This window comes from Marivita cryptomonadis, assembly GCF_002115725.1.
In the GTDB taxonomy this organism is placed as follows: domain Bacteria; phylum Pseudomonadota; class Alphaproteobacteria; order Rhodobacterales; family Rhodobacteraceae; genus Marivita; species Marivita cryptomonadis.
Window position 1 is genome coordinate 1 of the sequence record NZ_JFKD01000006.1, and the last position, 24,096, is coordinate 24,096.

Sequence of the window (24,096 nt, forward strand, 5' to 3'; positions counted from 1 at the left end):
CCAAGGGGCTGAAATATGTCTGACGGCATTCCCTGCCTATGGATGCGCGGTGGTACGTCCAAGGGGGCGTATTTCAACGCAAGCGACATTCCTCAGGACAAGGCCGCGCGTGATGCGCTGCTGTTGCGGATCATGGGCAGCCCAGATCTTCGCCAGATCGACGGGATCGGTGGTGCCGATCCGCTGTGTTCGAAAGTGGCGATCCTCAAAGCATCAGAGCGCGCGGAGGCAGATGTCGATTATCTTTTCCTTCAGGTGTTCGTTGATGAACCCGTTGTTTCGGATGCGCAGGCCTGCGGCAATATCCTTGCCGGTGTTGGGCCTGCAGCGATCGAGATGGGTCTGGTTCCGGCACAGATCGGTGAAACATCCGTGAGGATCTTCATGCAGAATACCGGTGAAGTGGCCGTCGCCACCGTGCAAACTCCGGAAGCCCGCGTGAGCTATGAGGGCGACACACGGATTGATGGCGTCCCGGGAACCCACGCGCCGGTGCAGTTTGTTTTCGAGAACCTTGCCGGGTCGATGTGTTCTGCGCTTTTGCCGACGGGGCATGTCGTTGACCTGATCGACGGGGTCGCCTGCACGTTGATCGACAACGGGATGCCGATTGTCGTGATGGATGCGGCCGCATTCGGGAAAACGGGGCAGGAATCGCGTGACGCTCTGGATGCGGACAGCCCGTTGAAGCAACGGCTCGAGTCGATCCGCCTCAAGGCTGGTCCGATGATGGGGCTTGGTGACGTGGCCGAGAAATCCGTGCCCAAGATGACCTTGGTCAGCGCCCCGCGCGATGGTGGTGTAATTTCGACCCGCAGCTTTATTCCACATCGCTGCCATTCCACCATCGGGGTGTTTGCAGCCGTGTCCGTCGCAACAGCCTGTTGTATCGCCGGAACCCCTGCAGAAGCTATGGCTGAGTTGCCCGAAGATCATGTCTTTGCGGTCGAGCATCCAAGCGGTGCTGCCAAGGTCATCCTGACCCGTGATGCGGCAGGTCATGTGACCAGTGCCGGCACGGTGCGCACGGCGCGCAAGCTGTTTCAAGGGCACGTCTTCTGACGTCTTTTGTCGATGCGTTCCGACACCAAGTGGACTCAGTGCGGTTGCGGGTGGGTCAGGTCGGATGACGGGGGCTGTTTGCGCGGGTCCGGGATCAGCAGATATGTTGCAAAGGCACAGCAGAGGCACAACAGCATCACGGCAAAGGACCACCACCCGCCAAAGGTCTGTGTCAGCCATGCAAAGGCAAAGGGTGCGGAAGCGTTGATTCCCATCTGCACAAACGAAATCCATCCCAGTCGCGTGCCGTAGCCTTTGGCCCCGAAGAGTGCGAGGGGCAGAGTGCCTCGGGCGATGGTCTTGATCCCGTCGCCCATCCCGTACAGAGCTGCGGCCAGCATCAGCCCAGGCAGGGTGAAGCCCACTGCCAGCAAGACCAGAAACCCCGAAAACATCAGGCCGAGGCTCAGCGCATAGGTCACACGTGGGTACATATTGCGACTGACCAGCATTTCGAAAAACCGGCCCACGGTCTTGAACGGGCCGATCACTGCACCCGCCAATGCGGCCAGCGCGGCGGAGTGTCCAAGGTCCTGCACATTGGTCACCCAAAGCGCCATCACCGCCCCCATGATGTAGCCTGAACAGACAAACGAAATCACCATCCACAGCATGCCCTGACGCCGCAGCGCTCCGGTCAGCTCGGGCCAGTTGGGACGCGGGCTTTTCGGCGGACTGCCGGGGATGGTTTCGGCTCCGCGCAGGGCGAAGAAATGGATTGGGGTGCAGGTGAGAAGCAGGATAATCCCCAGCACGAGCCATGTGGTTTGCCAGCCCAGCGCATTGTAAAGCGCCAGCGTCAGTGGCCAGAAAATGGTCGAGGCGACACCGCCGAACAACGTGATGATCGAGATCGATTTCTGCGGTGGGATTGCCAGATCCAGCCGCGCCACAGAGGCAAAGGCCACGTTGTAGAGCACGAACATGCCCGCGGCTTCGGCTACAAGGATGGTCAGGAACAGCCCTTGGGTGCCGTCAACAAGACTGAGCGCCATGACCGCAAAAGCAGCAACGACAGATCCCAGCGTCATCACCCAGCGGCCGCCATGACGGTCCACCAGTTTGCCTGCAAGAGGCGACACCAATCCGCCGAAAAAGAGCCCGAGCGACAGGATGCCGAACACGCCTGACAGGGTCAGTCCCAGATCGTCGGCCATATGTGGCAGAAGGATCGCGTAGGCATACATCAGCGTGCCGTAACCGATGATCTGGCTGACGCCGAGGCTCATGGCTGGAAGGTGGTCACGGGTGATCATCAATCCCCTGTCCCCGTCAGGTCGTGGTCACGCTCAGAAAGGCAAGCCGCCATTTTCAGCTTTCGGAAAAGGTGTGTTTCGACTGCTTGTCTGCCATGATGTTGCGCCGCGCAAGACCTTGGCGCGCAGTGCGGGGGCAGGTCTGTTGGTAGCGGCGTCAGGCCACGCGGCGTCCACGGCTCCAGACGCCCCGGATGAGCGGGGTCGATCCGACGGCGCGAACCCGGATCACATCGCCGCGCAGTCCCGGTTGCAGGCGACCGCGATCGGTCAGACCTGCGGATGCAGCCGGGGCGTTGGTGACGCAAGCAATGGCGGCGGGCAGGTTGTCCCAGATATCGGCCAGCAGAAAAGCTGACAGCAGAAGCGCCGACGGCACGTAGTCTGAGGAGATGATGTTGAGCATCTCGGCCTCGGCCAGTTCTCGTGCCGCAACATTGCCGGAATGCGATCCGCCGCGCACAAGGTTCGGCGCACCCATCATCACCGCGATGCCATGCGCGCGGCACGCCGCGGCCGCCTCGCGGGTGGTGGGGAATTCGGCAAATCCCACGCCATTGGCCGCAGATGTGTCTACCTGATCGGCGGTGGTGTCGTCATGGCTGGCCAGAACCGCGCCATACCGGCGGGCTTCGGCCACCGCGCCGGTTTCGTGGATGGCACCAAATTTCTCTTGCAACATCCTGAGGTTGGCGACGTGTTCGGCGAATTCGATATCGTTCAGGCCGCGCTTCTTGGTGACATAATTCTTAAGCGCGCTCAGATCGCGGAACTGCCGTTGCCCGGGGGTGTGGTCCATTAGGCTGACGATTCCAACGCGGTCTTCCGGACCGAATGCGGCCATCTCCTCGAGCAGGGTCTCCGAGCATATCTCGGCGCGCAGATGCAGGAAGTGGCTGATCTTGAACAACCCCAGCTTTCGCGCCTCAAGCAGTTCGTCGGCAAGTTTGCGGGCATATTCACCATATCCTGTTTTTGCGCTGTGGATCGACCCCACGCGCAGCGCGTCGAATACGGTTGTGATCCCGGTCGAGGCCAGTTCAGCGTCATGGGCCAGCAAGGCGGGCAGATGCGGCCAATCCACTTTGGGACGCGGTTCGATATGCCGCTCAAGATTGTCGGTGTGCAGTTCCACCAATCCCGGCATCACGTAGTCGCCTTGGCAATTGACTGCGCCGTTAGGCACGGTATCGCCTTCTTCGATGACGTCGATTTCGCCATCAATGATGATGATCCGGCCGGTGATGACACGATCTGTCAAAACAAGGCGGGCATTGGCAAGTTGCAGCACCTCTGACATGGAACCGTCATGTGGCTCTGCCAAACGGGACGAAAGAAAAGGAGAGTTCATGTCATACACTCGCTTTGCGGTCTATTATCTTCCGCCCGAAGGCGTGCTGGCCGATTTCGGGGCGGCGTGGTTGGGATGGGATTGCGTTACTGCCCGCACTCTTGTTCCCCCCCATGTGCCCGGTCTTCATGACGTGACAATGACACCGCGCAAATATGGGTTTCACGGAACGTTGAAACCGCCTTTTCGGCTTGCCGAAAGGACGGACTTGGCTGGTTTGCAAGAGGCAATGGTCCAGATGGCTGCGATCTGTGCGCCAGCGCAAAGCGACGGGCTGGCCCTGACCGCACTGGGCCGATTCCTCGCGTTGACCCCGGTAGGTGACTCCTCTGGCATCGCACGTGTTGCGGCCACTTATGTTGAGGCGCTGGACGCATTTCGCGCGCCGCCCGGTGAGGCCGAGTTGGCGCGACGTCGCAAGGCGCGCCTGTCGGAGCGGCAGGAAGCCTTGCTGCAGCGCTGGGGCTATCCCTATGTGATGGAGGAATTCCGCTTTCACCTGACCCTGACCGGGCGTCTTCCGGTCGACAAGATCACCCATTGGACCGACACCGCCCGCGCACATCTTCCGCCCTTGCCTGCGCCCTTTGTGATGGACACGGTGGCACTGGTCGGAGAGCGCGAGGATGGGCGGTTCGAACTGATCCAACGCTACACCCTTGCTGGTTGAAGCGCGGTAAGCGCCTTATTGATTGTATCCTCGAGCGCGCCGTCATTGGTGATGGTCACCGCGTCCAACCCGGCGGGCAGCGCCTTGTCAGCTTGTGCCAGACGGGCGGCGATTTCGGCCTCGGTTTCCCGCCCGCGCCCGGCAAGCCGTTTGGCCAGCGTGGCAGGTGAGGCGGTGATATTGAGAACGATCATCTTTGGGAAGGCCTCTGCCGCCTGAAGAAGCGCGCCGCGCGAAAAGTTGGCAAGGCAGTCTTTGCCGTCTTCCACATCCGTCAGGACATCCGCTGGGATGCCATAAGACAGGCCATGCGCCGTCCAATACACACAAAACACCCCTTGCTGTGCAGCGGCGTCAAAAGCGTCTTGCGTCACCGCGCTATAATCCTCACCGCCCAAACCCGGTGCACGGGTGATGGTGCGGCGGACAAGGCGCATCTCGGGGTTTGCGTCGATCATGCCCGCCATCACGCTGTCCTTGCCAACGCCAGAGGGGCCGACCACGGCGATGAGGCGACCGGGATTCATGCGGCTGACTCGTTGTATTGTCCTATCGCTTCGCTGCTTGAGGACATCCCCGGGGTAAAGCGGCTCACGTCGATTTCGCGGTCGCAGACGCGGGTGCGGGCGGCTTCGTCGTGGAATATGCCGATGATCGCGGCCCCGCGTGCTTTGGCCTCTTCGATCAGCGACAGGACAACCTCGCGGTTTGCGGCATCAAGACTGGCGGTTGGTTCATCGAGCAGCATTGCCGGGTAAGGATGGGCAAAGCCGCGCGCGATGTTCACCCGCTGTTGTTCGCCGCCCGAAAACGTGGTGGGCGACAGCGACCAAAGCCTTTCCGGGATGTTGAGTTGCGCCAACAGCTCTTTGGCCCGTGTCCGGGCCTCATCGCTGCCCACACCAACAGCACGGAGCGGCTCGGCCACCACGTCGAGCGTTGGCACGCGCGGCACAACGCGTAGGAACTGGCTGACATAGCCCAGAACCTCGCGCCGAATCTGGATGATCTCGCGCGGTTCGGATTGCACGAGGTCCACACCGCCGACCCGGATTGCCCCGGATTGTGCGCGGTAATTGCCGTAGATCATGCGCATCAGCGTGGATTTGCCAGCACCAGAGGCCCCGGTGAGCGCCACACATTCGCCGGAGGACACCGTCAGGCTGACATCGTTCAGCACTTCGATCACTGCGCTGCCCTGATTGTGCAGGGTGAAGGTTTTGGACACGTTGGAAAGGTCGATCATGGTCTCACACCTGCAAAACAGAACTGACAAGAAGTTGCGTATAGGCGTGCTGCGGGTCGTCGAGCACCTGATCGGTCAGGCCGTTTTCCACCACGTGCCCGTCCTTCATCACCATCAGCCGGTCAGCCAGAAGGCGCACCACGGCAAGGTCATGGGTGACGATGATCGCTGACAAACCCATGTCGCGCACTAGCCCGCGCAAGAGGTCAAGCAAGCGGGCCTGCACCGACACGTCAAGTCCACCCGTTGGTTCGTCCATGAAAACCAGCCGTGGTCCGGTGACAAGGTTGCGGGCGATCTGCAGTCGCTGCTGCATCCCACCTGAGAATGTCGTGGGGCGGTCATCGACGCGACCTGCGTCGATCTCGACCCGGTCGAGCCAATCCACCGCCTTGCTGCGAATTTCGCCATAGTGTCGCGCGCCCACGGCCATTAGCCGTTCGCCCACATTGCCACCTGCGCTGACGCCCATGCGCAGACCGTCGCGGGCGTGCTGGTGGACGAAGGCCCAATCGGTGCGGCTTAGCATGCGGCGTTCGGGTTCGCTCATCGTGACGGTATCGCGGGGACCGTGTCCGCGTGTGTCGAACACAACTGACCCTGCATCGGGGCGCAGATGCCCTGCCATGCAATTGAGTAGCGTGGATTTGCCGGACCCGGATTCCCCCACGATGCCCATGACTTCGCCGGGATAAAGGTCGAAGGACACGTCGGCGCAGCCGATATGCGCGCCATAGCGTTTGGTGATGTCGTGGACAGAGAGAAGGGGCGTCATGCTGCATCCTTTCCGCGATGACCGTCTGACTGCCGTCCTTCGCAATAATCGGTGTCGGAGCAGACGAACATCCGCCCGCCGGCATCATCCACGATCACTTCATCCAGATAGCTGTCGTTGGCCCCGCACAGACCACAGGGGTGATCGGCCTTGGTGGCCTCGAATGGGTGATCCTCGAAATCGAGGCTGACCACCTTGGTGTAGGGCGGCAGGGCATAGATGCGCTGTTCGCGGCCCGCGCCGAAAAGCTGGATCGCGGGGCAATCGCCCAGTTTGGGATTGTCGAATTTTGGGATGGGCGACGGGTCCATCACATAGCGCGCCTCGACCTTGACCGGGTAGGCATAGGAGGTGGCGATGTGGCCGTGGCGACTGATGTCCTCATACAGCTTCACATGCATGAGGCCGTATTCCTCGAGACTGTGCATCTTGCGGGTCTCGCTTTCGCGCGGTTCAAGAAAGCGCAGCGGTTCCGGGATCGGCACCTGATAGACAAGGATCTGGCCCTCGGTCAGAGGCACTTCGGGGATGCGATGGCGGGTCTGGATCACCGTGGCCTCGGGTGTGGCGGTGGTGGTCGCAACACCTGCGGTGCGTTCAAAGAAGGTGCGGATCGACACCGCGTTGGTGGTGTCGTCGGCCCCTTGGTCGATGACCTTGAAGCGGTCATCCGGTGTCAGCACGGCTGCCGAGACCTGTACGCCCCCGGTGCCCCAACCGTACGGCATCGGCATTTCGCGGCTAGCGAATGGTACCTGATAACCGGGGATCGCCAGACCTTTGAGGATCGCGCGGCGGATCATGCGTTTTGTCTGTTCGTCCAGATAGGCGAAATTGTATTCGGATGAGGGTGTCACAAGACTGTCTCACTGCTGTGGTTAATGCGACGCAACGAGTCGCTGTCCGAAAACCCGGGGGTCTTATGGTCGCGTTGATGATTACTGTGCTGTGGTGGGTGGGCATTGCCCTTGTCGTTTGGTTGGCCTTGGAGTCGGTGCTGTTCCGTCTTCTTCCTCGACTGGAAAGGCTGTTTCCCAGTGATCTGATTGGTCCGGATGGCTGGTTCAGCGACCCCGCCAACAAAAGCGGGATATTCGATCTGCCAATGAAGCGTCGGCGCGGCTGAGAATGACAGTGTGGGGGTCATAGAACCCCCAGGTCGGTCAAAGCGGCTTCCAACGCGTTGGGTGATGTAAAGTGGATACCGTCCATCCCAACCGCGCGGGCGCCTTCGACATTGTGCAGACCGTCGTCGATGAAGATGCAGGCCTCTGGTGAAACTTCGGCGCGGTCGCAGAGCAGGTGGAAGATGCGGGCATCGGGTTTGATGATGCCTTCTTGACCTGACACCACGAGCGTCTCGAACACCTCGCCCAGACGGGGATGCACCTTGAGTCCCTCGGGCCAGGTTTCCGCCGACCAGTTGGTGATCGCATGCACCGGGGTGCCCTGCGCCTTGAGCCGATCGAGGATGGCCCATGTGCCGTGGATCGGGTCGACCACGGTTTTTGTGTAGAGTGACACGTAATCGGCAAAATGCGCGCGGTCGTCTGGATCTGAGACCTCAAGCGCGAGATCGGCAAAGCGTTCGCCAGCGTCACCACGCGCATTGAGGGCGCGAAAATGAGTGCGCTCGACAAAGGCGTGCGCGGCCTCGGCTGATCCAAACCGGTCAGCCCATGCAAGATGCGGCTGCCAATCCACCAGTACACCACCGATGTCAAAGACGACGTGTTTGGTGGTCATTCTGCCGCCTCTTGATGCTGTCCTTGCGAGGCCTCGACCTCGCGGCGCAGTTTGCGCACCAGCTCCAGTTCGGACTGGAAATCGACGTAATGCGGCAGCTTGATATGTTCGAGGAAGCCCGTCGCCTGAATGTTGTCGGCGTGGTAGAGCACAAATTCTGCGTCCTGCGCCGGTGCGCCGACATTGTCTTCGCCCAATTCTTCCCACCGCAACGCTCGGTCGACCAGCGCCATTGAGATCGCCTTGCGTTCGGTTTGGCCGAAGACCAGACCATAGCCACGTGTGAATTGCGGTGGTTCGGTTTTCGAGCCTTTGAACTGGTTGACGGTTTCACACTCGGTCAGGGTGATTTCGCCGATTTCGATGGCGAAGCCGAGTTCGGGGATCTCCATTTCGACGGGCACTGTGCCGATGCGCAATTCCCCGACGAAGGCGTGGTTGCGGGCGTAGCCGCGCTGGGTGGAATAGGCCATCGACAGGGTAAAGCCTTCGTCCGCGCGGGTCAGCGCTTGCAGGCGCAGTGCACGGTCAGCAGGCATTTCCAGCGGTTCGCGCGTGAGATCGGGCGGCGTCGTGTCGTCGTGCGGGGCCTCTTCGATCAGGCCTTCGCGGTTCAAGAACCCGGTCACATGTGGAACCGGGGCGGGATCGGCCTCGCGCGTAGGGGCTTGGGGCACCTCGCCATCGGCGGCAAGTTTAAAATCGAGCAGGCGGTGCGTGTAATCGAAAGTGGGCCCAAGCACCTGCCCGCCGGGGAGATCCTTGAACGTCGCCGAGATGCGCCTGTCACAGGCCATGTTTGCCGTATCCACCGGGCCGGACGCGCCAAAGCGGGGCAGGGTGGTGCGATAGGCGCGGATGAGAAAGATCGCCTCGATCAGATCGCCGCGCGCCTGTTTGATCGCCAGTGCTGCCAGATCGGGATCGTAGAGCGAGCCTTCTGCCATCACGCGGTTGACGGCGAGGGCAAGCTGTTCGCGGATTTGCGCGACCGAGAGTTCTGTCACGGACGTGTCGCCGCGCCGTTCCTCGGCCAGCCACGCATGGGCGTTCTGGATCGCGCGTTCGCCACCTTTAACGGCTACATACATCAGGAATTTCCTTCTTGCGCTACCGCTTCGCTGCTTGATCGCGAGACCTTCGTGCTGCGCGGCAGCGCTGCGATGCGGTCGTCGCTTGTGAAGACAAAATCGAGCCCTAGCGGGAACAGCGCCGCGTTGTCCTGAAAAGCCTGTGTTTCGGGCAGGGACAGGCTGGCGGTGTTCCGGATGCCCGGGCCGGTCAGGGTTGCGCCGTCTGCCGCAAGGTCCGCACATTCCACGATCAGTGTCGCAGACCGATCCGGGTATTCGGATGTGCCGATGGGATAGGATGACAGCGGACCAAGTGCGTCCCACGTGCCAAGCGCGAACATGCAATGCGACGGACCAGTGATGGGCGCGCCGGTGTGGAAGGCCACCCATGTGCGGACTGCCTCGCAATCAGCGTCGCCCGCCATATAGAGCGGGGTTTCCGTATCGCAGAGTGTGAGCAGCGCGACACCTGCAGCGACAGAGAGCGGGGCGGGTGGGGTTGCACCTGAGAGCGTCTGGATCGTGCCGGGGCGGGCCATCGCCTCCATCACGGCGCGAAAAGCGTGGGCGGCGTCGGTAGCAGGATGGGCGAACCCGCCTTCGAGTGTCTGTGCCTGCATCAATCTTCCCCCCGCACCATTGTGAAAAAATCGACCTTGGTGGCCGCCGCCTTTTCGGCGCGTGTCGTACGTCGTGTGGTGGCCTCTTGTTCCAACGGCTCAAGAACCTTGGCGCGAAGGACAGTGACCGCGTCCGTCTGCATCAACGCATCGACCAGTGCTGCGGCTTCGGCATCCGGTTTGCGGCGGCCTTGCACATAGGCGTGTCCCACCTCGCCACTTGGCAAGGTCAGCGCACAGCGCGTGATCGTCATTTCGCCAAGGTTGAACGGCGCACCAGTGCCGCCTGCGCGACCGCGCACCATGACGCTGCCGATTTCGGGGGCGCGCAGCCATGTAAAGGCAGGGCGGGGCAGGGCGGCGTCCAGCAGGGCCACTACGCGGCCTTCGGGCGCTTTTGCCATCAGGCTCATCCATGCCTTGCGGTCCGGTGTCTGGTCGATCGTGTCTTTCATCTCGACAACTTTTCAAGTTTCTATACAACTAGACATATCATACCAGATTCCCCGATCCGAGACAGTGGAGTTTTGTGAATTTTGCGTAACACCCGGTCGTCGACCCCTGTCTGGAAAGCCATCGCTGCGGCGCTCAGGGCGGATATTTCCGAAGGGCGCTATCTGCCTGGTGACAAGCTCCCGACCGAGGTGCAGCTTTCGGCGCGGTTTGGGGTGAACCGGCACACGGTGCGCCATGCGCTGTCGCATTTGGTCGACGAAGGACTGGTACGAACGCGGCGCGGGGCGGGTGCGTTTGTAGCCTCAACCCCCACCGATTATCCAATTGGCGAACGAGTACGGTTTCACGAAAACCTGCTTGCCGCCGGGCGGAGGCCGGAAAAGCGTGTTCTTGACGTGGAATGCCGTGCGGCCACTGCGGGCGAGGCAAGGGCGCTAGAGATCGACGAAGGCGCCGCGGTCTGTGCTTATCGCGGGCTGTCGCTGGCAGATGGCGCGCCAATTGCGCTGTTCGAAAGCGTGTTCCCGGTGGACCGGACGCCCGGAATCGACCGACACCTGACCGAGACCAGCAGCGTGACCGAAGCATTGGCGCTTGCTGGTGTGGCCGACTATACCCGTGCGTCAACCCGTCTGACGGCAGTTCTTTCAGATGTCACACAAGCATTGCATCTACACCTGCGGGAGGGGGATCCGCTGTTGCGATCAACCAGCGTTAACGTAGAGGCCGAGGGACACCCGGTCGAATATGGACGCACGTGGTTCGCAGGCGACCGGGTTACATTGACGTTGGAAGCCTAGCCCCCAAACCGTTCCAGAAATTCCGCGGCGCTTAGCGACCGGAAATCATCCAGAGCCATACGCAGCGCATCATGGGGCCAATCCCACCATGCGAGGTCGATCAGCCGTTCTGCAATCGCAGTGGGTTGCCGTTCGCGCATCACCCGCGCAGGGGTGCCGGCGACGATGGTGTAGGGCGCGACATCTTTGGTCACGACAGAGCCACTGGCCACGACGGCGCCGTGGCCCAGAGTCACCTCGGGCTTGATCATCGTGCCGTGGCCGATCCATGTGTCATGGCCGATTACCGCACGACGGGTCTTGCGGTGATTCAGGAAATCCTCGTCCGGGCGGGCATCATCCCAATAATCCTGCGACCGGTATAGGAAGTGGTGACACGCCGCCGTATCAAGCGGATGGTCTGTCGCGCCGATCCGTACGAAGCTGGCGATATTGGCGAACTTTCCCACATCGGCATTGGCGATATCGCCATAGCGGTCGCAATAGCTGTAATCGCCAATATTGCTGTTGGTGACTCGGCTGCCCAATCCGATCTCGGTATAAGCGCCAAACGTGCTGTCGGTCAGGGTGCACCCCTCGTGAACGAAGTGTGCGTCATGCTTGAGGCGGGCCATATCAATCCTTGCGGCCGATCAGCTTGCCGCGCAGCCAGCCCGAGAAGCTGTCCATTGCCATCACCATCGCCACGATCAGGATGATGTAATAGGCGACTTCTTCCCAGTCCTTCTGGGTCTGGATGGCCTGCGTCAGCATCAGGCCGATGCCGCCGCCGGTGATCGCGCCGATTATGGTGGCCGAGCGGGTGTTGGATTCGAGGAAATAGAGGATCTGCGCCAGAAGGATCGGCACGATCTGCGGGATCACGCCAAAGCGATAGCGTTGCAACGGCTTGGCCCCGGTCGATGCGACGCCTTCGATCTGTTTCTGATCGACGTTCTCTAGCGCCTCTGAAAAGATTTTGCCGAAGGTGCCCGTATCGGTGATCAGGATCGCCAACGTCCCGGTCAGAGGGCCGGGGCCAAAGGCGCGGGCCAGAACAATGGTCCAGATCAAGGCATCGACGCCGCGCACAAAATCGAACAGACGACGTGTTGCGGCGCGCACGATCATGACCGGCGCAAACCGTTTGGCCGCCATGAAGGCAAGCGGCAGGGCAATGATCGCGGCCCCCATCGTGCCAAGGAATGCCATCAGGATGGTTTCGCCAATCGCCCAAGCCACGTCTTTGTGCCGCCACATGGCATTGTTCCACCAGTCCGACAGGGCACCTGTGATATTCGGACGGGTCGGGTCGATGCGGTCGCCCAACAGGATCTCGAACAACCCGTGGCCGTGATAGGGGCTGTCGAAGGTGAACCAGAACAGCTCCCAACCCGGGAAATAGTTGAAGACCTCGGTTTTCGATCCGGTGATGGTCACGCGGCCTTCGGGGGTTGTGATTGCCACACGTCGGTTCGAGGCATTGATCCAGTCGGGCGCGTCTTCGGGCAGGTTGGTTGTGATGGTGCGGCCTTCGGCTTGCGCTTCGATCAGGCCGAAGCCTGGGACTTCGATCTCGGTTCGCTGCTCGGGCAGCAGGCGAACGATGGTGTCGCCGCCAAGATCAATCGTGATGATGTCGTCCCCGCTGACCCAATCGGGGCGCTGGCCCTCGGGGTAGGCGCCTTTGCGTTCGCCTTCGACCGCGTAGGACATCTCTCCGCTGCGGTTGTCGCGGGTGACGTGGGTTTTGTACGACCAACTGTCAGACGCGAGCGTGACCGCGTTGTCCCAATTTGCGCGTTTCGTCAGGCCTGCGATGTCGAAGGCAAAGAAGATGTAGACGAAATAGGCAAGAACGATCGCAGGCAAAGCTACAGCAAAGATGCGTTTGCGGGCAAAAAGCGCGTCAGCTTCCGTTTTGACAAGGCTCAGGTCAGCGGCGGTCATGCGTTTTGTCCTTCGGTCAGACGGTTGCGGTAGCGGCTTGAAATTTGGTCGAAGAACACGATGGTTCCGAAGAGCAGGATAAAGATCGCGGCGGCCTCATCAAAACGGCCTGGTCCCCAAGCCATCGCGTTGCGCAGCTCGTAGCCAAGACCGCCAGCGCCGACAAAGCCAAGGATAGCCGAGGCGCGGATGTTGATTTCAAAGCGCAGAAGCGCATAGCTCAGATAGTTGGGCGCGACCTGCGGCAGCACACCCAGCCACATCCGCTGCGACCAGTTAGCCCCGGTTGATGCAAGCCCTTCGACGGGTTTGAGGTCGGCGTTTTCCGCCACCTCTGAAAACATCTTGCCCAAGGCACCCGCCGTGTGAATGGCAATGGCGATCATTGCGGGCACCGGGCCGCCAGCCAGAACAAAGATCAGCACCAGCGCGATCACGATTTCAGGCACGGCGCGCATGATGTCCATGCTGCGGCGGAACACCGGGATCAGGCGGGGCCAGCGGGCCAGACCGCGCGTCGACAAGAGCGACAGGATCAGACCGGCGGCGGCGCCGATCAGCGTTGAGACCGCCGCGATGTTGATGGTTTCCACCAGTGCGGGGAAGAATTCGACAATGAGTGCAGGCAGGTCGGCGCGTTTTTCCCAAGCTTCGGCCAGTACTTCTGCGGGGTAATCACCGATCTGGTGCAGCCCGTCCCAGAAGCCGCCAGCGTTGCGGTCGTCGGCCACGTTGAAGCCGGACACCATAAGCACAACAAAGATGAGCAATGTCAGCCCACCGTAAAGGCGGCGGCGCTGGACCTGGGCCATGTAGCTGTTCTGAATGCTGTCTACCGTCTGGCGTTGCTGCGCCGCGGCAAGTGTCGCGTCTGTCATCTGCTGCCCTCAAATGAAAATCGGCAGCCCGCGTGCTGGCTGCCGATGGAGTGGGGTTGGTCTTAGCCGCCGATTTTGGCTTGGCGTGCTGCGATCACCGACTCGTAGGTGCTGTGCTCGACCGACTGGAAGCCAAGCGTTTCGCCAGCGGCCACACCGTAGGCGCAGTCCTGATCGCGCTCGTGCAGCCCGTCGACCAAAGCAGTCATCTTTGCTTTGACTTCATCCGGCAGCGCTTTGCGCAGAACAACCGGGCCTTCCGGGATCACTTTGGATTTCCAGATTTCGACCAGTTCGTTCATGTCGACGAGACCAGCATCGACTGCCTTGCGCAATGCGCCCGAGTTGTAGCCGTCTTCCCAGTTGCCCTGACCGTCGGCCCATGTCACGCCAGCGTCGATGTCGCCGTTATAGACTGCAACGATGGTCTGCTCGTGGCCGCCGGTGAACTTGACCTCACCGAAATAGTCGCCGGATTCCATTGTCGATCCGGTGGCCTGCGGGATTTCAATGGAGGGGATCAGGTAACCCGATGTGGAGTTCGGATCGCCAAAGCCGAAGACTTTGCCCTGCATGTCTTCGAGCGAGGTCACACCGGCGTCCTTGCGGGCAAAACCGATGGAGTGGTAACCGATGGAACCGTCCATGTTGACCTTGACCAGAACCGGCTCGACCGCTTCGGGGTCCTGCAGAAAGGTTGCGGCATAGGCCGATGCGCCAAGCCATGCCATGTCGATGGTGCCACCCAGCAGGCCCTGGATCACGCCGTTGTAGTCGGCAGGGGCGAACAGCTTGACTTCGACGCCGAGCTCTTCAGCGGCATAGTCCTGCAGGCAGCTATAGCTGTTCATGCGGTCCTGAGCGTTTTCGCCACCAAGGATGCCGATGCGGAATTCGGTGATGTCCTGTGCGAAAGCAGCGGTGCTCAGAGCGGTTGTGGTCGCAAGCGCAAGTGCGATGGTCTTTTTCATCTGTCTCTCCATTGGGTGTGATGAAATGCAAAAGCCCGCCGCAGCGGGGTTTCAACTGGGTCAGGCCAACACAAGGTTTTCGTTGGACTGGTCCAGTGTTTCGATGGCGGTGGATGTGGCGGCTTCCGAGAAATCCGCCCCCGCGCCGTAGATGTCGCGGGCGACACCGGTCGTCAGTTGGTCAGGGCGTCCGTCAAAGACGATGCGCCCGTCGCGCATCCCGATCACCCGGTCGCAGTAGCGGCGCGCGGTGTCGAGGGTGTGCAGGTTGGCGATGACCATGCGCCCGTCTTCTTCGTGAATGCGGCGCAGCGCATCCATCACGATCTGGGCGTTCATAGGGTCAAGGCTGGCAATCGGTTCATCGGCAAGGATGATGCTGGGGTCTTGCATCAAAGCACGCGCGATCGCGACGCGCTGCTGCTGACCACCCGACAGCGCCTCGGCGCGTTTGGGAGCTTGCTCCGCAATGCCAAGTCGGTCGAGGATTTCAATGGCTTTATGAATGTCCTCTTGGGGGTAGAGGTTGAACATCGTCGCAAAGGTCGACCGGCGGTTCAGTGTGCCGTGCAGAACGTTCGAGACCACATCCATACGCGGAACAAGATTGAACTGCTGAAAGATCATCGCACAGCGTGATTGCCATTCACGCCGGGCCGCGCCCTTGAGCGAAGAAATCTCTCGGCCTTCAAACAGGATTTCGCCGTCGGAGGCATCGCTCAGACGGTTGAGCATCCGCAGCAGCGTAGATTTCCCGGCACCCGAGCGGCCGATGATGCCGATCATCATGGGCCGATCTACGGTGAAAGTGGCAGCATCCACGGCAGTCTTGTCGCCAAACCGCTTGGTCAGTGACTTGAGTTCGAGCATCGTATCCCCCTGTGTTGACGCGGCTGATAGGGGGGCGGTGCAAAGCTAATGCGACAGTTTTGAATCGGGTTTGCGAATTTCGCGAAACAGTTTTGTGACGCAAGGTGCAGCGGTCCACGCGATTGGATGCGACGGGGCGATCACATGTGTCGGAAAACTTATCCACAGGCCGTCATGAAACTGTTACACAGAACTGGGCGGTGCTATGAATGCCTCATGCGGTCCCTTCTTGCTCTTAGCCTATGTGCCCTAACCTTTGGCCCCCACGCCGAAGCTGGCACGATTTCAGACCTGTTCTGTGACGACAGCGCCCGACTTGAAAAGCAGCTTATGACGCGTCAAGGCGCTCAAAAGTTGGGCCGCGGGATGCGTGGGCCGGATGCGTTGATCGAAGTGTGGATTGACCAAAGCGGGGATTGGACGTTGGTCCAAAGCTACGCCAATGGCACGTCCTGCATCGTCGCAATGGGAGAGCACTGGCAAGAAATTGCCCGCACCCAAGATCCCGCCTGATCTTCTCTGGACCCACCGATTGTCTTTGCCTATGCCGCCGCCAACAGAGCGTCCGGTGCAAGTGACGCTGTTTTTCAACAGTGTTAGCACTACCTTTATAGACATATGTGCTGATCGTTCGCTGGAACTGATCGGCTTGGAAGGTTGGAAAGATGAAACGCGTCGGGCTCGATGCCGCGGATATTCGCATTCTCAGTGCTGTCCAGAAACATGGACAACTGAGCAAAAGCCGACTGGCCGAGATCGTGAACATCTCGGCCACGCCGTGCTGGGTCCGGCTGGATCGGTTAAAAGCGGCGGGGTTCATTCGTGCCTATTACGCCGACATCGCGCTGGACCGTGTCTGCGATTTCACACAGGTGGTGGTGACGGTTTCGCTCACCCATCACCGCAAGGCTGATTTTGACCGGTTCGAAGCCTTCATGAACGAACATGACGAAGTCATCGAGTGCATCGCGACGGGAGGCGGCATGGACTACGTGATGACCGTGATCTGTCCGACGCTCACGGCGTTTCAGGAGTTGATGCAAGCGATGCTGGACGCCGAATTGGGGGTGGATCGATACATGACCTACATCGTCACCCGGAAAGTCAAATCGACTCGGCCCAATATTCCGAAACTGGTCGCCGCATCGGGTCGATAAGCCCTTCGGACCAAACGGTCTGAGCCGGGCCGAAAAATCGGGCTGTTCGGTCTTTCGGCCAGATATTTTTTGGTCCGCTCCCCGATTATTTCTGCGTCTAGATAACCGCCAGCTTCCACCAGTTCCGGCGCAGGGCGTCGGTCTTTTTCAAGGGCGAACACCATGGATACAGAAGACTTCGGCTTTGGCACGCAAATCCGCAAATCCCCCTATTTCGACGCAACCGTGCGTTGGGGGGCCAAGGGGTTTTCGGTGTATAACCACATGTACATCCCGCGTGATTTCGGTGACCCCGAGCAGAACTTCTGGAACCTTGTGAACGACGCGATCCTGTGTGACGTGGCGGTCGAACGTCAGGTCGAAATCACCGGTCCGGATGCCGCGAAATTCGTTCAGATGCTGACACCGCGTGACCTGTCCAAAATGGCGGTCGGGCAGTGCAAATACATCCTCATCACTAATGCCGAGGGTGGCATCCTGAACGATCCGATCCTGCTGCGTCTGGCGGAAAACCACTTCTGGATTTCCCTCGCGGACAGCGACATCCTGCTTTGGGCGCAGGGCGTGGCGGTGCATTCCGGCATGGATGTGTCGATCTGTGAACCCGATGTGTCCCCGCTGCAGTTGCAGGGGCCAAAATCCGGCGAGATCATGCAAGCCCTGTTTGGCGACAGCATCATGGATCTCAAGTACTATTGGCTGCGTGAAGTCGATCTGGACGGTATCCCACTGATCGTGTCGCGGACCGGCTGGTCCAGCGAACTGGGTTACGAGCTTTATCTGCGCGATGGTTTGCAAGGCGATGTGCTCTGGGAACGGATCATGGCGACTGGCATGGCCTTCGGTCTGAAGCCCGGTCACACCTCGTCGATCCGGCGCATCGAAGGTGGGATGTTGTCGTACCATGCGGATGCCGACATCAAAACCAACCCGTTCGAATTGGGATTTGACCGTCTGGTAAATCTTGACATGGATGCGGACTTCATCGGCAAAGCCGCGCTGCGTCGCATCAAAGACGAAGGTGTGAGCCGTCAACAGGTGGGTCTCATCATCGACTGCGATCCGATGAAAGGGCCGAACACCACGTTCTGGGCGATCAATAAGGACGGCACCAATATCGGCAAGGTCACATCGGCGGTCTATTCCCCGCGGCTTGAGCGTAACATCGCGCTGGCGATGGTCACCGCGGACTGCGCCGTGATCGGGTCCGAGGTCGAGGTCATCACCCCGTCCGGACCAACCCGCGCGATGGTGGTCGAGCGTCCGTTCTACGACCCAAAGAAGTCCCTTGCCGCCGCTTGATCGCGCGTCTCTCAAGAAAGACCTGAACCATGTCCGACCTTTCGATCGAGCTGCACTGGCAGCGCGCTGAGCCTGTTTTGCTTGCAGGCAAGTACTCCAACGCACATCGTGTGCAGTTCAACGACGCGTTCGATGTTCAGGTGGACGCCGCCCCGGATTGGGGCGGTGATCCATCCAACACCAACCCAGAACAGGCTCTGGCTTCGGCGTTGTCGAGTTGCCACATGATGACCTTTCTCGCTTTGGCTGCCAAGGCAGGTTGGCCGGTGGCGGGCTATCAGGACCGGGCCGTCGCTCATCTGGGCAAGAACGCCAAGGGCCAGATGTCGGTCACCCGCATCGACCTGCACCCGGTGGTGCGGTTCGATGCGGGTTTCGCACCCGAAGCAGCCGAACTGGACAAGATGCAGCATCGCGCGCACCGCTATTGCTTTATCGCCAACACGCTGGCCGACAGCGTCGAGATCAACATCCTCTAACTGACCGGAGCACGCCTCGTGACCCAAAGCGACATCCTTCTGCGCGACCTTGATGACACTGGTATTCTGCGCCTCACTCTGAACGACGTGGGGCGGCGCAATGCCTTGTCCGAAGCGATGCTTGCAGCTTTGGGCGTGGCCTTTGCCGAAGCGGGTGCTGATCCGGCGGTGCGGGTGATTGTTCTTGCCGCCAATGGTCCGGCGTTCTGCGCCGGACACGACCTCAAGGAAATGACGGCAGGTCGTGCGGCCGAAGATGGCGGCCGGGCGTATTTTTCCCACGTCATGGCACAATGCTCGGGTGTGATGCAGGGTATCGTCAACTGTCCCAAGCCGGTGATCGCCGAAGTGACGGGCATCGCTACGGCGGCGGGGTGCCAGTTGGTGGCCAGTTGTGATCTGGCGATTGCCGCCGACACTGCCAAGTTCAGTACGCCGGGGGTACACATTGGGCTCTTCTGCTCGACGCCGATGGTGGCGCTGTCGCGCAACGTGGCGAACAAGCATGCGATGGAAATGTTGCTGACGGGCGACATGACGCCCGCCGCACGGGCCGCCGAAATCGGCTTGGTCAACCGCGCGGTTGTGGCAGACAGTTTGCGCGATGCGGTGATGGAGATGGCGGGCAAGATCGCGTCGAAATCCAGCATGACACTGGCGACGGGCAAGCGCGCGTATTACGCGCAGCGCGAGATGCCTTTGACCGACGCCTACGCCTATGCCAGCCAGGTGATGGTGGACAACATGCTGGCGCGTGACGCAGAAGAGGGCATCGGCGCGTTTATCGAAAAGCGCGCGCCCCAGTGGCAGGACGCCTGACCCCATGACGCAGAACCCCTACAATACCGGTCTGGATCGCAACCCTGCGAACCATCAGCCGCTGACGCCGCTTACCTTTCTCGAACGCGCAGCATCGGTTTTTCCCGATCACATTGCGATGGTGCATGGTGCGTTGCGACGCAGCTATGCCGACTTCTACAGCCGGTCCCGGCAGTTGGCGTCGGCCTTGGTTGCACGCGGGATCGGGCGAGGGGATACAGTGTCGGCGATGCTGGCGAACACGCCAGCCATGCTTGAATGTCACTACGGCGTGCCGATGTGCGGCGGCGTGCTGCATTCGATCAACACCCGTCTGGACGCCGCGATCATCGCCTTCCAGCTGGATCACGCGATGGCTAAGATCGTCATCGTGGACCGGGAATTCATGCCGCTTATGCAAGAGGCTTTGGCGCTGGCGTCGGTTACTCCTTTGTTGATCCAGTATGACGATCCGGAATTCACCGACCCGACCCCTGTGGTCCAGGCCATCGACTATGACGCCTTCGTTGCAAGCGGCGATCCCGCGTTTGCGTGGCTGATGCCCCAAGATGAATGGGACGCGATTTCCATTAACTACACGTCTGGCACGACGGGCGACCCCAAAGGTGTGGTGTCCCACCACCGGGGGGCTTACCTGCTGGCGCAGGGCAATGCGCTGACGGCGTCGATGCCGAAGCACGCGGTCTACCTGTGGACGCTGCCGATGTTCCATTGCAACGGTTGGTGTTTCCCGTGGACGCTTTCGGCAATCATCGGCACACATGTCTGCCTGCGGCAAGTGCGGGCAGAGCCGATCTGGGCGGCGTTGGCGGATGAAGGTGTGACCCATCTTTGCGGTGCGCCGATTGTCATGTCGCTGATGATTTCCGCACCCGCAGAGGTGAAACGGGAATTTGACCAAATGGTACAATTCTTCACTGCTGCTGCGCCGCCCCCGGAAAAGCTACTGGCGGAGATGAAAGAGGCGGGGTTTGAGGTCACGCATCTTTACGGTTTGACCGAGACCTATGGCCCTGCCGTGGTGAACGACTGGCACGCCGAATGGTCCGATCTGCCACGCGCGGAACAAGCGCGGCTGAAGTCCAGGCAGGGGGTGCGGTATCTGCCGCTTGAAGGACTTGAGGTGCTGGACCCGGAAACGATGCAGCCGGTGCCTCGCGACGGTGTCACGATGGGCGAGGTCATGTTCCGGGGCAACGTAGTGATGAAGGGATATTTCCGCAATCCCAAGGCCACCGAAGAGGCGTTTGCCGGGGGCTGGTTTCATTCCGGCGATCTGGGTGTGCGTCACCCCGACGGGTATATCCAACTCAAGGATCGGTCCAAGGATGTGATCATCTCGGGCGGTGAAAACATCTCGTCCATCGAGGTGGAAGAGGTGCTTTATCGGCACGATGCCGTAGCTGTGGTCGCGGTTGTCGCCATGCCACATGAGCGGTGGGGCGAGACACCCTGCGCTTTTGTCGAACTGGCGCAGGGTCGCCACGCGGATGCCGAGATGTTGCGCGGCTGGTGCCGCGAACATCTGGCGCATTACAAGGTGCCGGGGCGGTTCGTGTTCTCTGAGATCCCGCGCACTTCGACGGGCAAGATCCAGAAGTTCGCATTGCGGGAAAAAGCGCGGGAGCTGGCCTGAGGTTTCAGGCCAGCCGTCACGCGATCCGGTCGTAGACGCCCGCCTTGAGGTCTTCGAGGATCATGTCGGAAGCTTTCTCCCCGATCATGATGGCTGGGGCGTTGGTGTTGCCCGACACGATCTCGGGCATGATTGAACAATCCACGACGCGCAGCCCGGCAATGCCGTGCACCCGTAGTCGGGCATCAACCACGGCATCGCTGCCTTTGCCCATCTTGCAGGTGCCGGTGGGGTGATAGATCGTTGTCGAATTGTTGCGCGCCCAGCTCAGCGTGCCGTCGTAATCATCAAGATCGAGTGAGGCATCAGGGCGGAACTCTTCCGAGATCTTGTCGGTCAGCGGCGCATGTCGCGCGATGCGGCGGGCGATCCTGATGCCTTCGACAATCGTGCGACAGTCGGTGTCTGTAGACAGGTAATTAGGGTGTATCTTGGGATACACCGCCGCGTCGGCTGAGGCGAGCCGGATCATGCCACGGCTTTCGGGGCGCAATTGGCAGACCGACATGGTGAAGGCAGAAAACGGATGCACCCCTGCGCCGGGGCTGTCGGCGGACCAAGGTTGAACGTGGAACTGAATGTCGGGCGTGTCGACATGGTCGCCGGTGCGCATGAAACCAGTGGCAAGGCTGGCCGCCATCGCCATGGGACCATTGCGATGGAGTGCGTATTTCACTGCAATGCGGGCCTGGTCCAGAAGGCTGCGCACCTCGTCGTTCAGGGTCGGTTCTTTGCATTTGAACACAAGGCGCGCTTGCAGGTGGTCCTGCATGTTTTTGCCGACGGCTTTCAGGTCGTGCCGTACGGTGATGCCGTGATCGCGCAGGTGGTCCGCCTCTCCGATGCCTGAGACCATCAACAGTTGCGGCGACCCGATGGCCCCCGAGGACAGGATCACTTCGGCGCGCGCTGTCACGGTGTGTTCAATGCCGCCTGCGTCGCGATAGGCGACACCGGTCGCGCGTTTGCCGTCGAACAGGATGCGACTGGCGGCAGCGCGCGTGACGATGGTGAGGTTGGGGCGCGACCGTGCCGGATTGAGGAACGCCACGGCGCTGGAGCACCGGCGACCGTTGCGGGTGGTCAGTTGGAAATAGCCAACGCCTTCTTGCGTGGCACCGTTGTAGTCGGGATTGAACGGGTAGCCTGCCGCTTGGGCCGCTTCGACCCATGCGTCACAGATTGGACGCTTAAGGCGCATGTTGGACACGGAAAGTGGGCCGGTGTCGCCGTGAAACTCATCAGCCCCGCGTTCCTGATTTTCGGATCGTTTAAAAAGTGGCAGCACGTCGTCCCAGCCCCAGCCCGGATTGCCCATCTGCGCCCAACGATCATAGTCCTGCGGCTGCCCGCGCACGTAGAGCAGACCGTTGAGAGAGGATGATCCCCCAAGAACCTTGCCCCGCGGCCAGTCAAGTTGCCGCCCGTTCAAGCCGGGATCAGGTTCGGTGCGGTAGCACCAATCGACGGACCGGTTGTGCATCGTCTTGAAGTACCCGACGGGGATGTGAATCCAAGGGTTCAGGTCGCGCCCACCCGCCTCGAGGAGGACGACTTTGACATTCGGATTCGCGCTGAGGCGGTTGGCAAGAACGCAGCCGGCAGAGCCCGCGCCGACGATCACATAGTCTGCTTCCACTGACGATTTCCTCCTCGTGATGCAAAAAACTCTATGCAGATCGTAAAAGCCATTCTAGTCTTTTTTGAAAATATAAGTCTCAATAATTGCTAAAACGGGAGGAGAAGCAATGAAAATCGGAGATCGTATCAAGGGAGTCTCACGTCGGGATTTCTTCCGCATTGCGGGGACTTACGGGATGAGCTCGACGCTTTTGGCGGCGGGTACATTCGGTGGGGTCATGACCGCAGCAAATCTGGCGAAAGCTGCGGAATCAACGTATGACAAGCGGTTCGCCAAAGAAGCCAAGCACACGCTGAAGTTCGGTGCTGCCGGCTTTAACCCACAAAACCTGTTGATCGAGCGGGCGGGTTGTCTTGAGTTCGCCCGCGACCTGGAGGAACGCACGGACGGCGAAATTCGCATTGAATTCATTGGAAACAACCAGATCTGTGGTCAGCTGTCCTGCGTCGAGAAAGCCCAGCAGGGCATCATCGACATCTATGCGGCCTCCACCCAGAATTCGGCCGGTGGTGCGCCTTACCTGAACGTGCTGGATTACGCGTATATGTTCCGCAGTCGTGCGGACCAGTACTATTTTATGTACTCACCGGAATCGCAACGTATCCTGCGTGATCCGTTCGAAAAGCGTCATGGGCTGAAGTTTCTCTTCACCCATGCGGAACTGCGCGGCATCCAGATGGGCATGAGCTTTGCCGACAAACCGACGGTGACCAAAATCGAAGACATCATGGGCACCAAGAACCGTGTGACAGGCACGCAGCTTGGCCGGATCGCGATGGAAGCTCTGAACCTGAATCCGGTTCCAGTGGCATGGGAGGAAACGCTCGACGGTCTCAAGCAGGGTCTGATTGATGGTGCCGAAACATGGGCGTCGGCGGTGGCCTACGCGAACATGTCACCGGTGGTCAGCCAATGTGTGGACTTACGCTTCTTTTGCGGCACAGAGCACACCGCGATGCGCTCTGAGACTTTTGACGGGCTGTCCGGGGACTTGCAGGACGCTGTGATGGAATCGTCCTACCTGACGCAGGTCCATGTTCAGGCCGCAAACGAAGCCGCTCTGGTCAATACCGTCGGCTTTACCGATCCGCCGATGCCCGGCACGATCTTTGCGGAAAACAACGTGCGCGTTGCCAAGCTTTCGGATGCTGAAATTCGCAAGGCAGAAGAGATGTGTTCGCCCGAATTCCAACCGCAGCTGTGGGAGCAGTGGCGCGAGAGGATCAACGGCTGGGCCGATGGCATCGACACCTATCAGGACATCTACACCGAAGTGCGGAACAACCCGCACACGCTGGCCGAGAACGTCGAACCGCGCCGCTGGTGGAAGGGTTGATGCCTCTTTAGGACAAGACAAG

The 24,096-nt window shown here is 60.4% G+C and carries 27 protein-coding genes; 11 read left to right on the forward strand and 16 right to left on the reverse strand.

Going from position 1 to position 24,096, the window contains the following annotated elements:
• Positions 1-15 precede the first annotated feature (15 nt).
• On the forward strand, positions 16-1,062 hold the full coding sequence (locus MCRY_RS07980) for a 4-oxalomesaconate tautomerase (protein WP_085628977.1): 1,047 nt from the start codon (positions 16-18) through the stop codon (positions 1,060-1,062).
• A gap of 35 nt (positions 1,063-1,097) precedes the next feature.
• On the opposite strand, the gene MCRY_RS07985 is transcribed toward MCRY_RS07980, so the two are convergent.
• Positions 1,098-2,318 carry an MFS transporter gene (locus tag MCRY_RS07985; RefSeq protein ID WP_085628978.1) on the reverse strand — a complete coding sequence of 407 codons (1,221 nt, stop codon included), beginning with the start codon at positions 2,316-2,318 and terminating at the stop codon, positions 1,098-1,100.
• 157 nt (positions 2,319-2,475) lie between these two features.
• A complete protein-coding gene (locus tag MCRY_RS07990) occupies positions 2,476-3,669 on the reverse strand; it encodes an alpha-D-ribose 1-methylphosphonate 5-triphosphate diphosphatase (protein WP_085628979.1) in 1,194 nt (397 codons plus the stop codon).
• Between MCRY_RS07990 and MCRY_RS07995 the strand changes: the two genes are divergently transcribed.
• Positions 3,668-4,339: a DUF1045 domain-containing protein gene (locus MCRY_RS07995; protein WP_085628980.1), complete on the forward strand. Its 672-nt coding sequence runs from the start codon at positions 3,668-3,670 to the stop codon at positions 4,337-4,339. The two genes, MCRY_RS07990 and MCRY_RS07995, sit on opposite strands and share 2 nt — an antisense overlap.
• Here the strand turns inward: MCRY_RS07995 and phnN are convergent.
• From phnN to MCRY_RS08015, 4 genes are read right to left on the reverse strand one after another with little or no spacing between them, the layout of a single operon-like run.
• Positions 4,321-4,866: a phosphonate metabolism protein/1,5-bisphosphokinase (PRPP-forming) PhnN gene (phnN, locus tag MCRY_RS08000; protein ID WP_085628981.1), complete on the reverse strand. Its 546-nt coding sequence runs from the start codon at positions 4,864-4,866 to the stop codon at positions 4,321-4,323. The genes MCRY_RS07995 and phnN overlap by 19 nt on opposite strands.
• Positions 4,863-5,585: a phosphonate C-P lyase system protein PhnL gene (gene phnL / locus MCRY_RS08005; RefSeq protein ID WP_085628982.1), complete on the reverse strand. Its 723-nt coding sequence runs from the start codon at positions 5,583-5,585 to the stop codon at positions 4,863-4,865. The genes phnN and phnL overlap by 4 nt, the downstream gene beginning before the upstream one ends.
• Positions 5,586-5,589: 4 nt before the next feature.
• Positions 5,590-6,360 (reverse strand): phosphonate C-P lyase system protein PhnK, encoded by a 771-nt coding sequence (gene phnK, locus MCRY_RS08010; protein WP_085628983.1) that lies wholly within the window; start codon positions 6,358-6,360, stop codon positions 5,590-5,592.
• Entirely contained in the window at positions 6,357-7,217 is an 861-nt protein-coding gene (locus MCRY_RS08015; RefSeq protein WP_085628984.1) for an alpha-D-ribose 1-methylphosphonate 5-phosphate C-P-lyase PhnJ, read from the reverse strand. The genes phnK and MCRY_RS08015 overlap by 4 nt, the downstream gene beginning before the upstream one ends.
• Positions 7,218-7,282: 65 nt before the next feature.
• Between MCRY_RS08015 and MCRY_RS08020 the strand changes: the two genes are divergently transcribed.
• On the forward strand, positions 7,283-7,486 hold the full coding sequence (locus MCRY_RS08020; RefSeq protein ID WP_085628985.1) for a hypothetical protein: 204 nt from the start codon (positions 7,283-7,285) through the stop codon (positions 7,484-7,486).
• A 17-nt stretch (positions 7,487-7,503) separates the two neighbouring features.
• Here MCRY_RS08020 and MCRY_RS08025 read toward each other — a convergent pair whose 3' ends face one another.
• From MCRY_RS08025 to phnG, 4 genes are read right to left on the reverse strand one after another with little or no spacing between them, the layout of a single operon-like run.
• Positions 7,504-8,106: an HAD family hydrolase gene (locus MCRY_RS08025; protein ID WP_085628986.1), complete on the reverse strand. Its 603-nt coding sequence runs from the start codon at positions 8,104-8,106 to the stop codon at positions 7,504-7,506.
• Positions 8,103-9,197, reverse strand: coding sequence for a carbon-phosphorus lyase complex subunit (locus MCRY_RS08030; protein ID WP_085628987.1), 1,095 nt, complete (start codon positions 9,195-9,197; stop codon positions 8,103-8,105). The genes MCRY_RS08025 and MCRY_RS08030 overlap by 4 nt, the downstream gene beginning before the upstream one ends.
• A complete protein-coding gene (gene phnH / locus MCRY_RS08035; RefSeq protein WP_085628988.1) occupies positions 9,197-9,799 on the reverse strand; it encodes a phosphonate C-P lyase system protein PhnH in 603 nt (200 codons plus the stop codon). Before phnH ends, MCRY_RS08030 begins: the two co-directional genes overlap by 1 nt.
• Complete coding sequence (gene phnG, locus MCRY_RS08040) at positions 9,799-10,254, reverse strand: phosphonate C-P lyase system protein PhnG (protein WP_085628989.1); 456 nt, start codon at positions 10,252-10,254, stop codon at positions 9,799-9,801. The genes phnH and phnG overlap by 1 nt, the downstream gene beginning before the upstream one ends.
• Positions 10,255-10,335: 81 nt before the next feature.
• On the opposite strand from phnG, the gene phnF reads away from it, so the two are divergent.
• Entirely contained in the window at positions 10,336-11,055 is a 720-nt protein-coding gene (gene phnF, locus MCRY_RS08045) for a phosphonate metabolism transcriptional regulator PhnF (protein WP_085628990.1), read from the forward strand.
• Here phnF and MCRY_RS08050 read toward each other — a convergent pair.
• The 5 genes from MCRY_RS08050 to phnC all read right to left on the reverse strand — a co-directional run bounded on the left by MCRY_RS08050 (position 11,052) and on the right by phnC (position 15,703).
• Positions 11,052-11,669 (reverse strand): LbetaH domain-containing protein, encoded by a 618-nt coding sequence (locus MCRY_RS08050; RefSeq protein WP_085628991.1) that lies wholly within the window; start codon positions 11,667-11,669, stop codon positions 11,052-11,054. The genes phnF and MCRY_RS08050 overlap by 4 nt on opposite strands.
• 1 nt (position 11,670) lies before the next feature.
• Entirely contained in the window at positions 11,671-12,984 is a 1,314-nt protein-coding gene (phnE, locus tag MCRY_RS08055) for a phosphonate ABC transporter, permease protein PhnE (RefSeq protein ID WP_085628992.1), read from the reverse strand.
• Complete coding sequence (phnE, locus tag MCRY_RS08060; RefSeq protein ID WP_085628993.1) at positions 12,981-13,862, reverse strand: phosphonate ABC transporter, permease protein PhnE; 882 nt, start codon at positions 13,860-13,862, stop codon at positions 12,981-12,983. Before phnE (MCRY_RS08060) ends, phnE (MCRY_RS08055) begins: the two co-directional genes overlap by 4 nt.
• A gap of 62 nt (positions 13,863-13,924) precedes the next feature.
• Positions 13,925-14,833, reverse strand: coding sequence for a phosphonate ABC transporter substrate-binding protein (gene phnD, locus MCRY_RS08065; RefSeq protein WP_085628994.1), 909 nt, complete (start codon positions 14,831-14,833; stop codon positions 13,925-13,927).
• Positions 14,834-14,893: 60 nt separating this feature from the next.
• Positions 14,894-15,703: a phosphonate ABC transporter ATP-binding protein gene (gene phnC, locus MCRY_RS08070; protein WP_085628995.1), complete on the reverse strand. Its 810-nt coding sequence runs from the start codon at positions 15,701-15,703 to the stop codon at positions 14,894-14,896.
• 216 nt (positions 15,704-15,919) lie between these two features.
• Here phnC and MCRY_RS08075 point away from each other — a divergent pair, with 216 nt between their 5' ends.
• The 6 genes from MCRY_RS08075 to MCRY_RS08100 all read left to right on the forward strand — a co-directional run bounded on the left by MCRY_RS08075 (position 15,920) and on the right by MCRY_RS08100 (position 21,096).
• Positions 15,920-16,216 (forward strand): hypothetical protein, encoded by a 297-nt coding sequence (locus MCRY_RS08075; RefSeq protein ID WP_085628996.1) that lies wholly within the window; start codon positions 15,920-15,922, stop codon positions 16,214-16,216.
• 152 nt (positions 16,217-16,368) lie between these two features.
• A complete protein-coding gene (locus MCRY_RS08080) occupies positions 16,369-16,860 on the forward strand; it encodes an Lrp/AsnC family transcriptional regulator (RefSeq protein ID WP_085628997.1) in 492 nt (163 codons plus the stop codon).
• Positions 16,861-17,022: 162 nt separating this feature from the next.
• Positions 17,023-18,162 (forward strand): glycine cleavage T C-terminal barrel domain-containing protein, encoded by a 1,140-nt coding sequence (locus MCRY_RS08085; RefSeq protein WP_085628998.1) that lies wholly within the window; start codon positions 17,023-17,025, stop codon positions 18,160-18,162.
• Positions 18,163-18,191: 29 nt separating this feature from the next.
• Positions 18,192-18,641 carry an OsmC family protein gene (locus MCRY_RS08090; RefSeq protein WP_085628999.1) on the forward strand — a complete coding sequence of 150 codons (450 nt, stop codon included), beginning with the start codon at positions 18,192-18,194 and terminating at the stop codon, positions 18,639-18,641.
• 18 nt (positions 18,642-18,659) lie between these two features.
• Positions 18,660-19,460: an enoyl-CoA hydratase gene (locus tag MCRY_RS08095; protein ID WP_085629000.1), complete on the forward strand. Its 801-nt coding sequence runs from the start codon at positions 18,660-18,662 to the stop codon at positions 19,458-19,460.
• Between the two features lie 4 nt (positions 19,461-19,464).
• Positions 19,465-21,096, forward strand: a complete 1,632-nt coding sequence (locus MCRY_RS08100) for an acyl-CoA synthetase (protein ID WP_085629001.1) — start codon at positions 19,465-19,467, stop codon at positions 21,094-21,096.
• 16 nt (positions 21,097-21,112) lie between these two features.
• Here MCRY_RS08100 and MCRY_RS08105 read toward each other — a convergent pair whose 3' ends face one another.
• Positions 21,113-22,735: a GMC family oxidoreductase gene (locus MCRY_RS08105; protein ID WP_085629002.1), complete on the reverse strand. Its 1,623-nt coding sequence runs from the start codon at positions 22,733-22,735 to the stop codon at positions 21,113-21,115.
• A gap of 109 nt (positions 22,736-22,844) precedes the next feature.
• Between MCRY_RS08105 and MCRY_RS08110 the strand changes: the two genes are divergently transcribed.
• The gene (locus tag MCRY_RS08110; protein ID WP_085629003.1) at positions 22,845-24,074 is read left to right on the forward strand and encodes a TRAP transporter substrate-binding protein; all 1,230 of its coding nucleotides are present in this window, start codon (positions 22,845-22,847) and stop codon (positions 24,072-24,074) included.
• Positions 24,075-24,096: the final 22 nt, after the last annotated feature.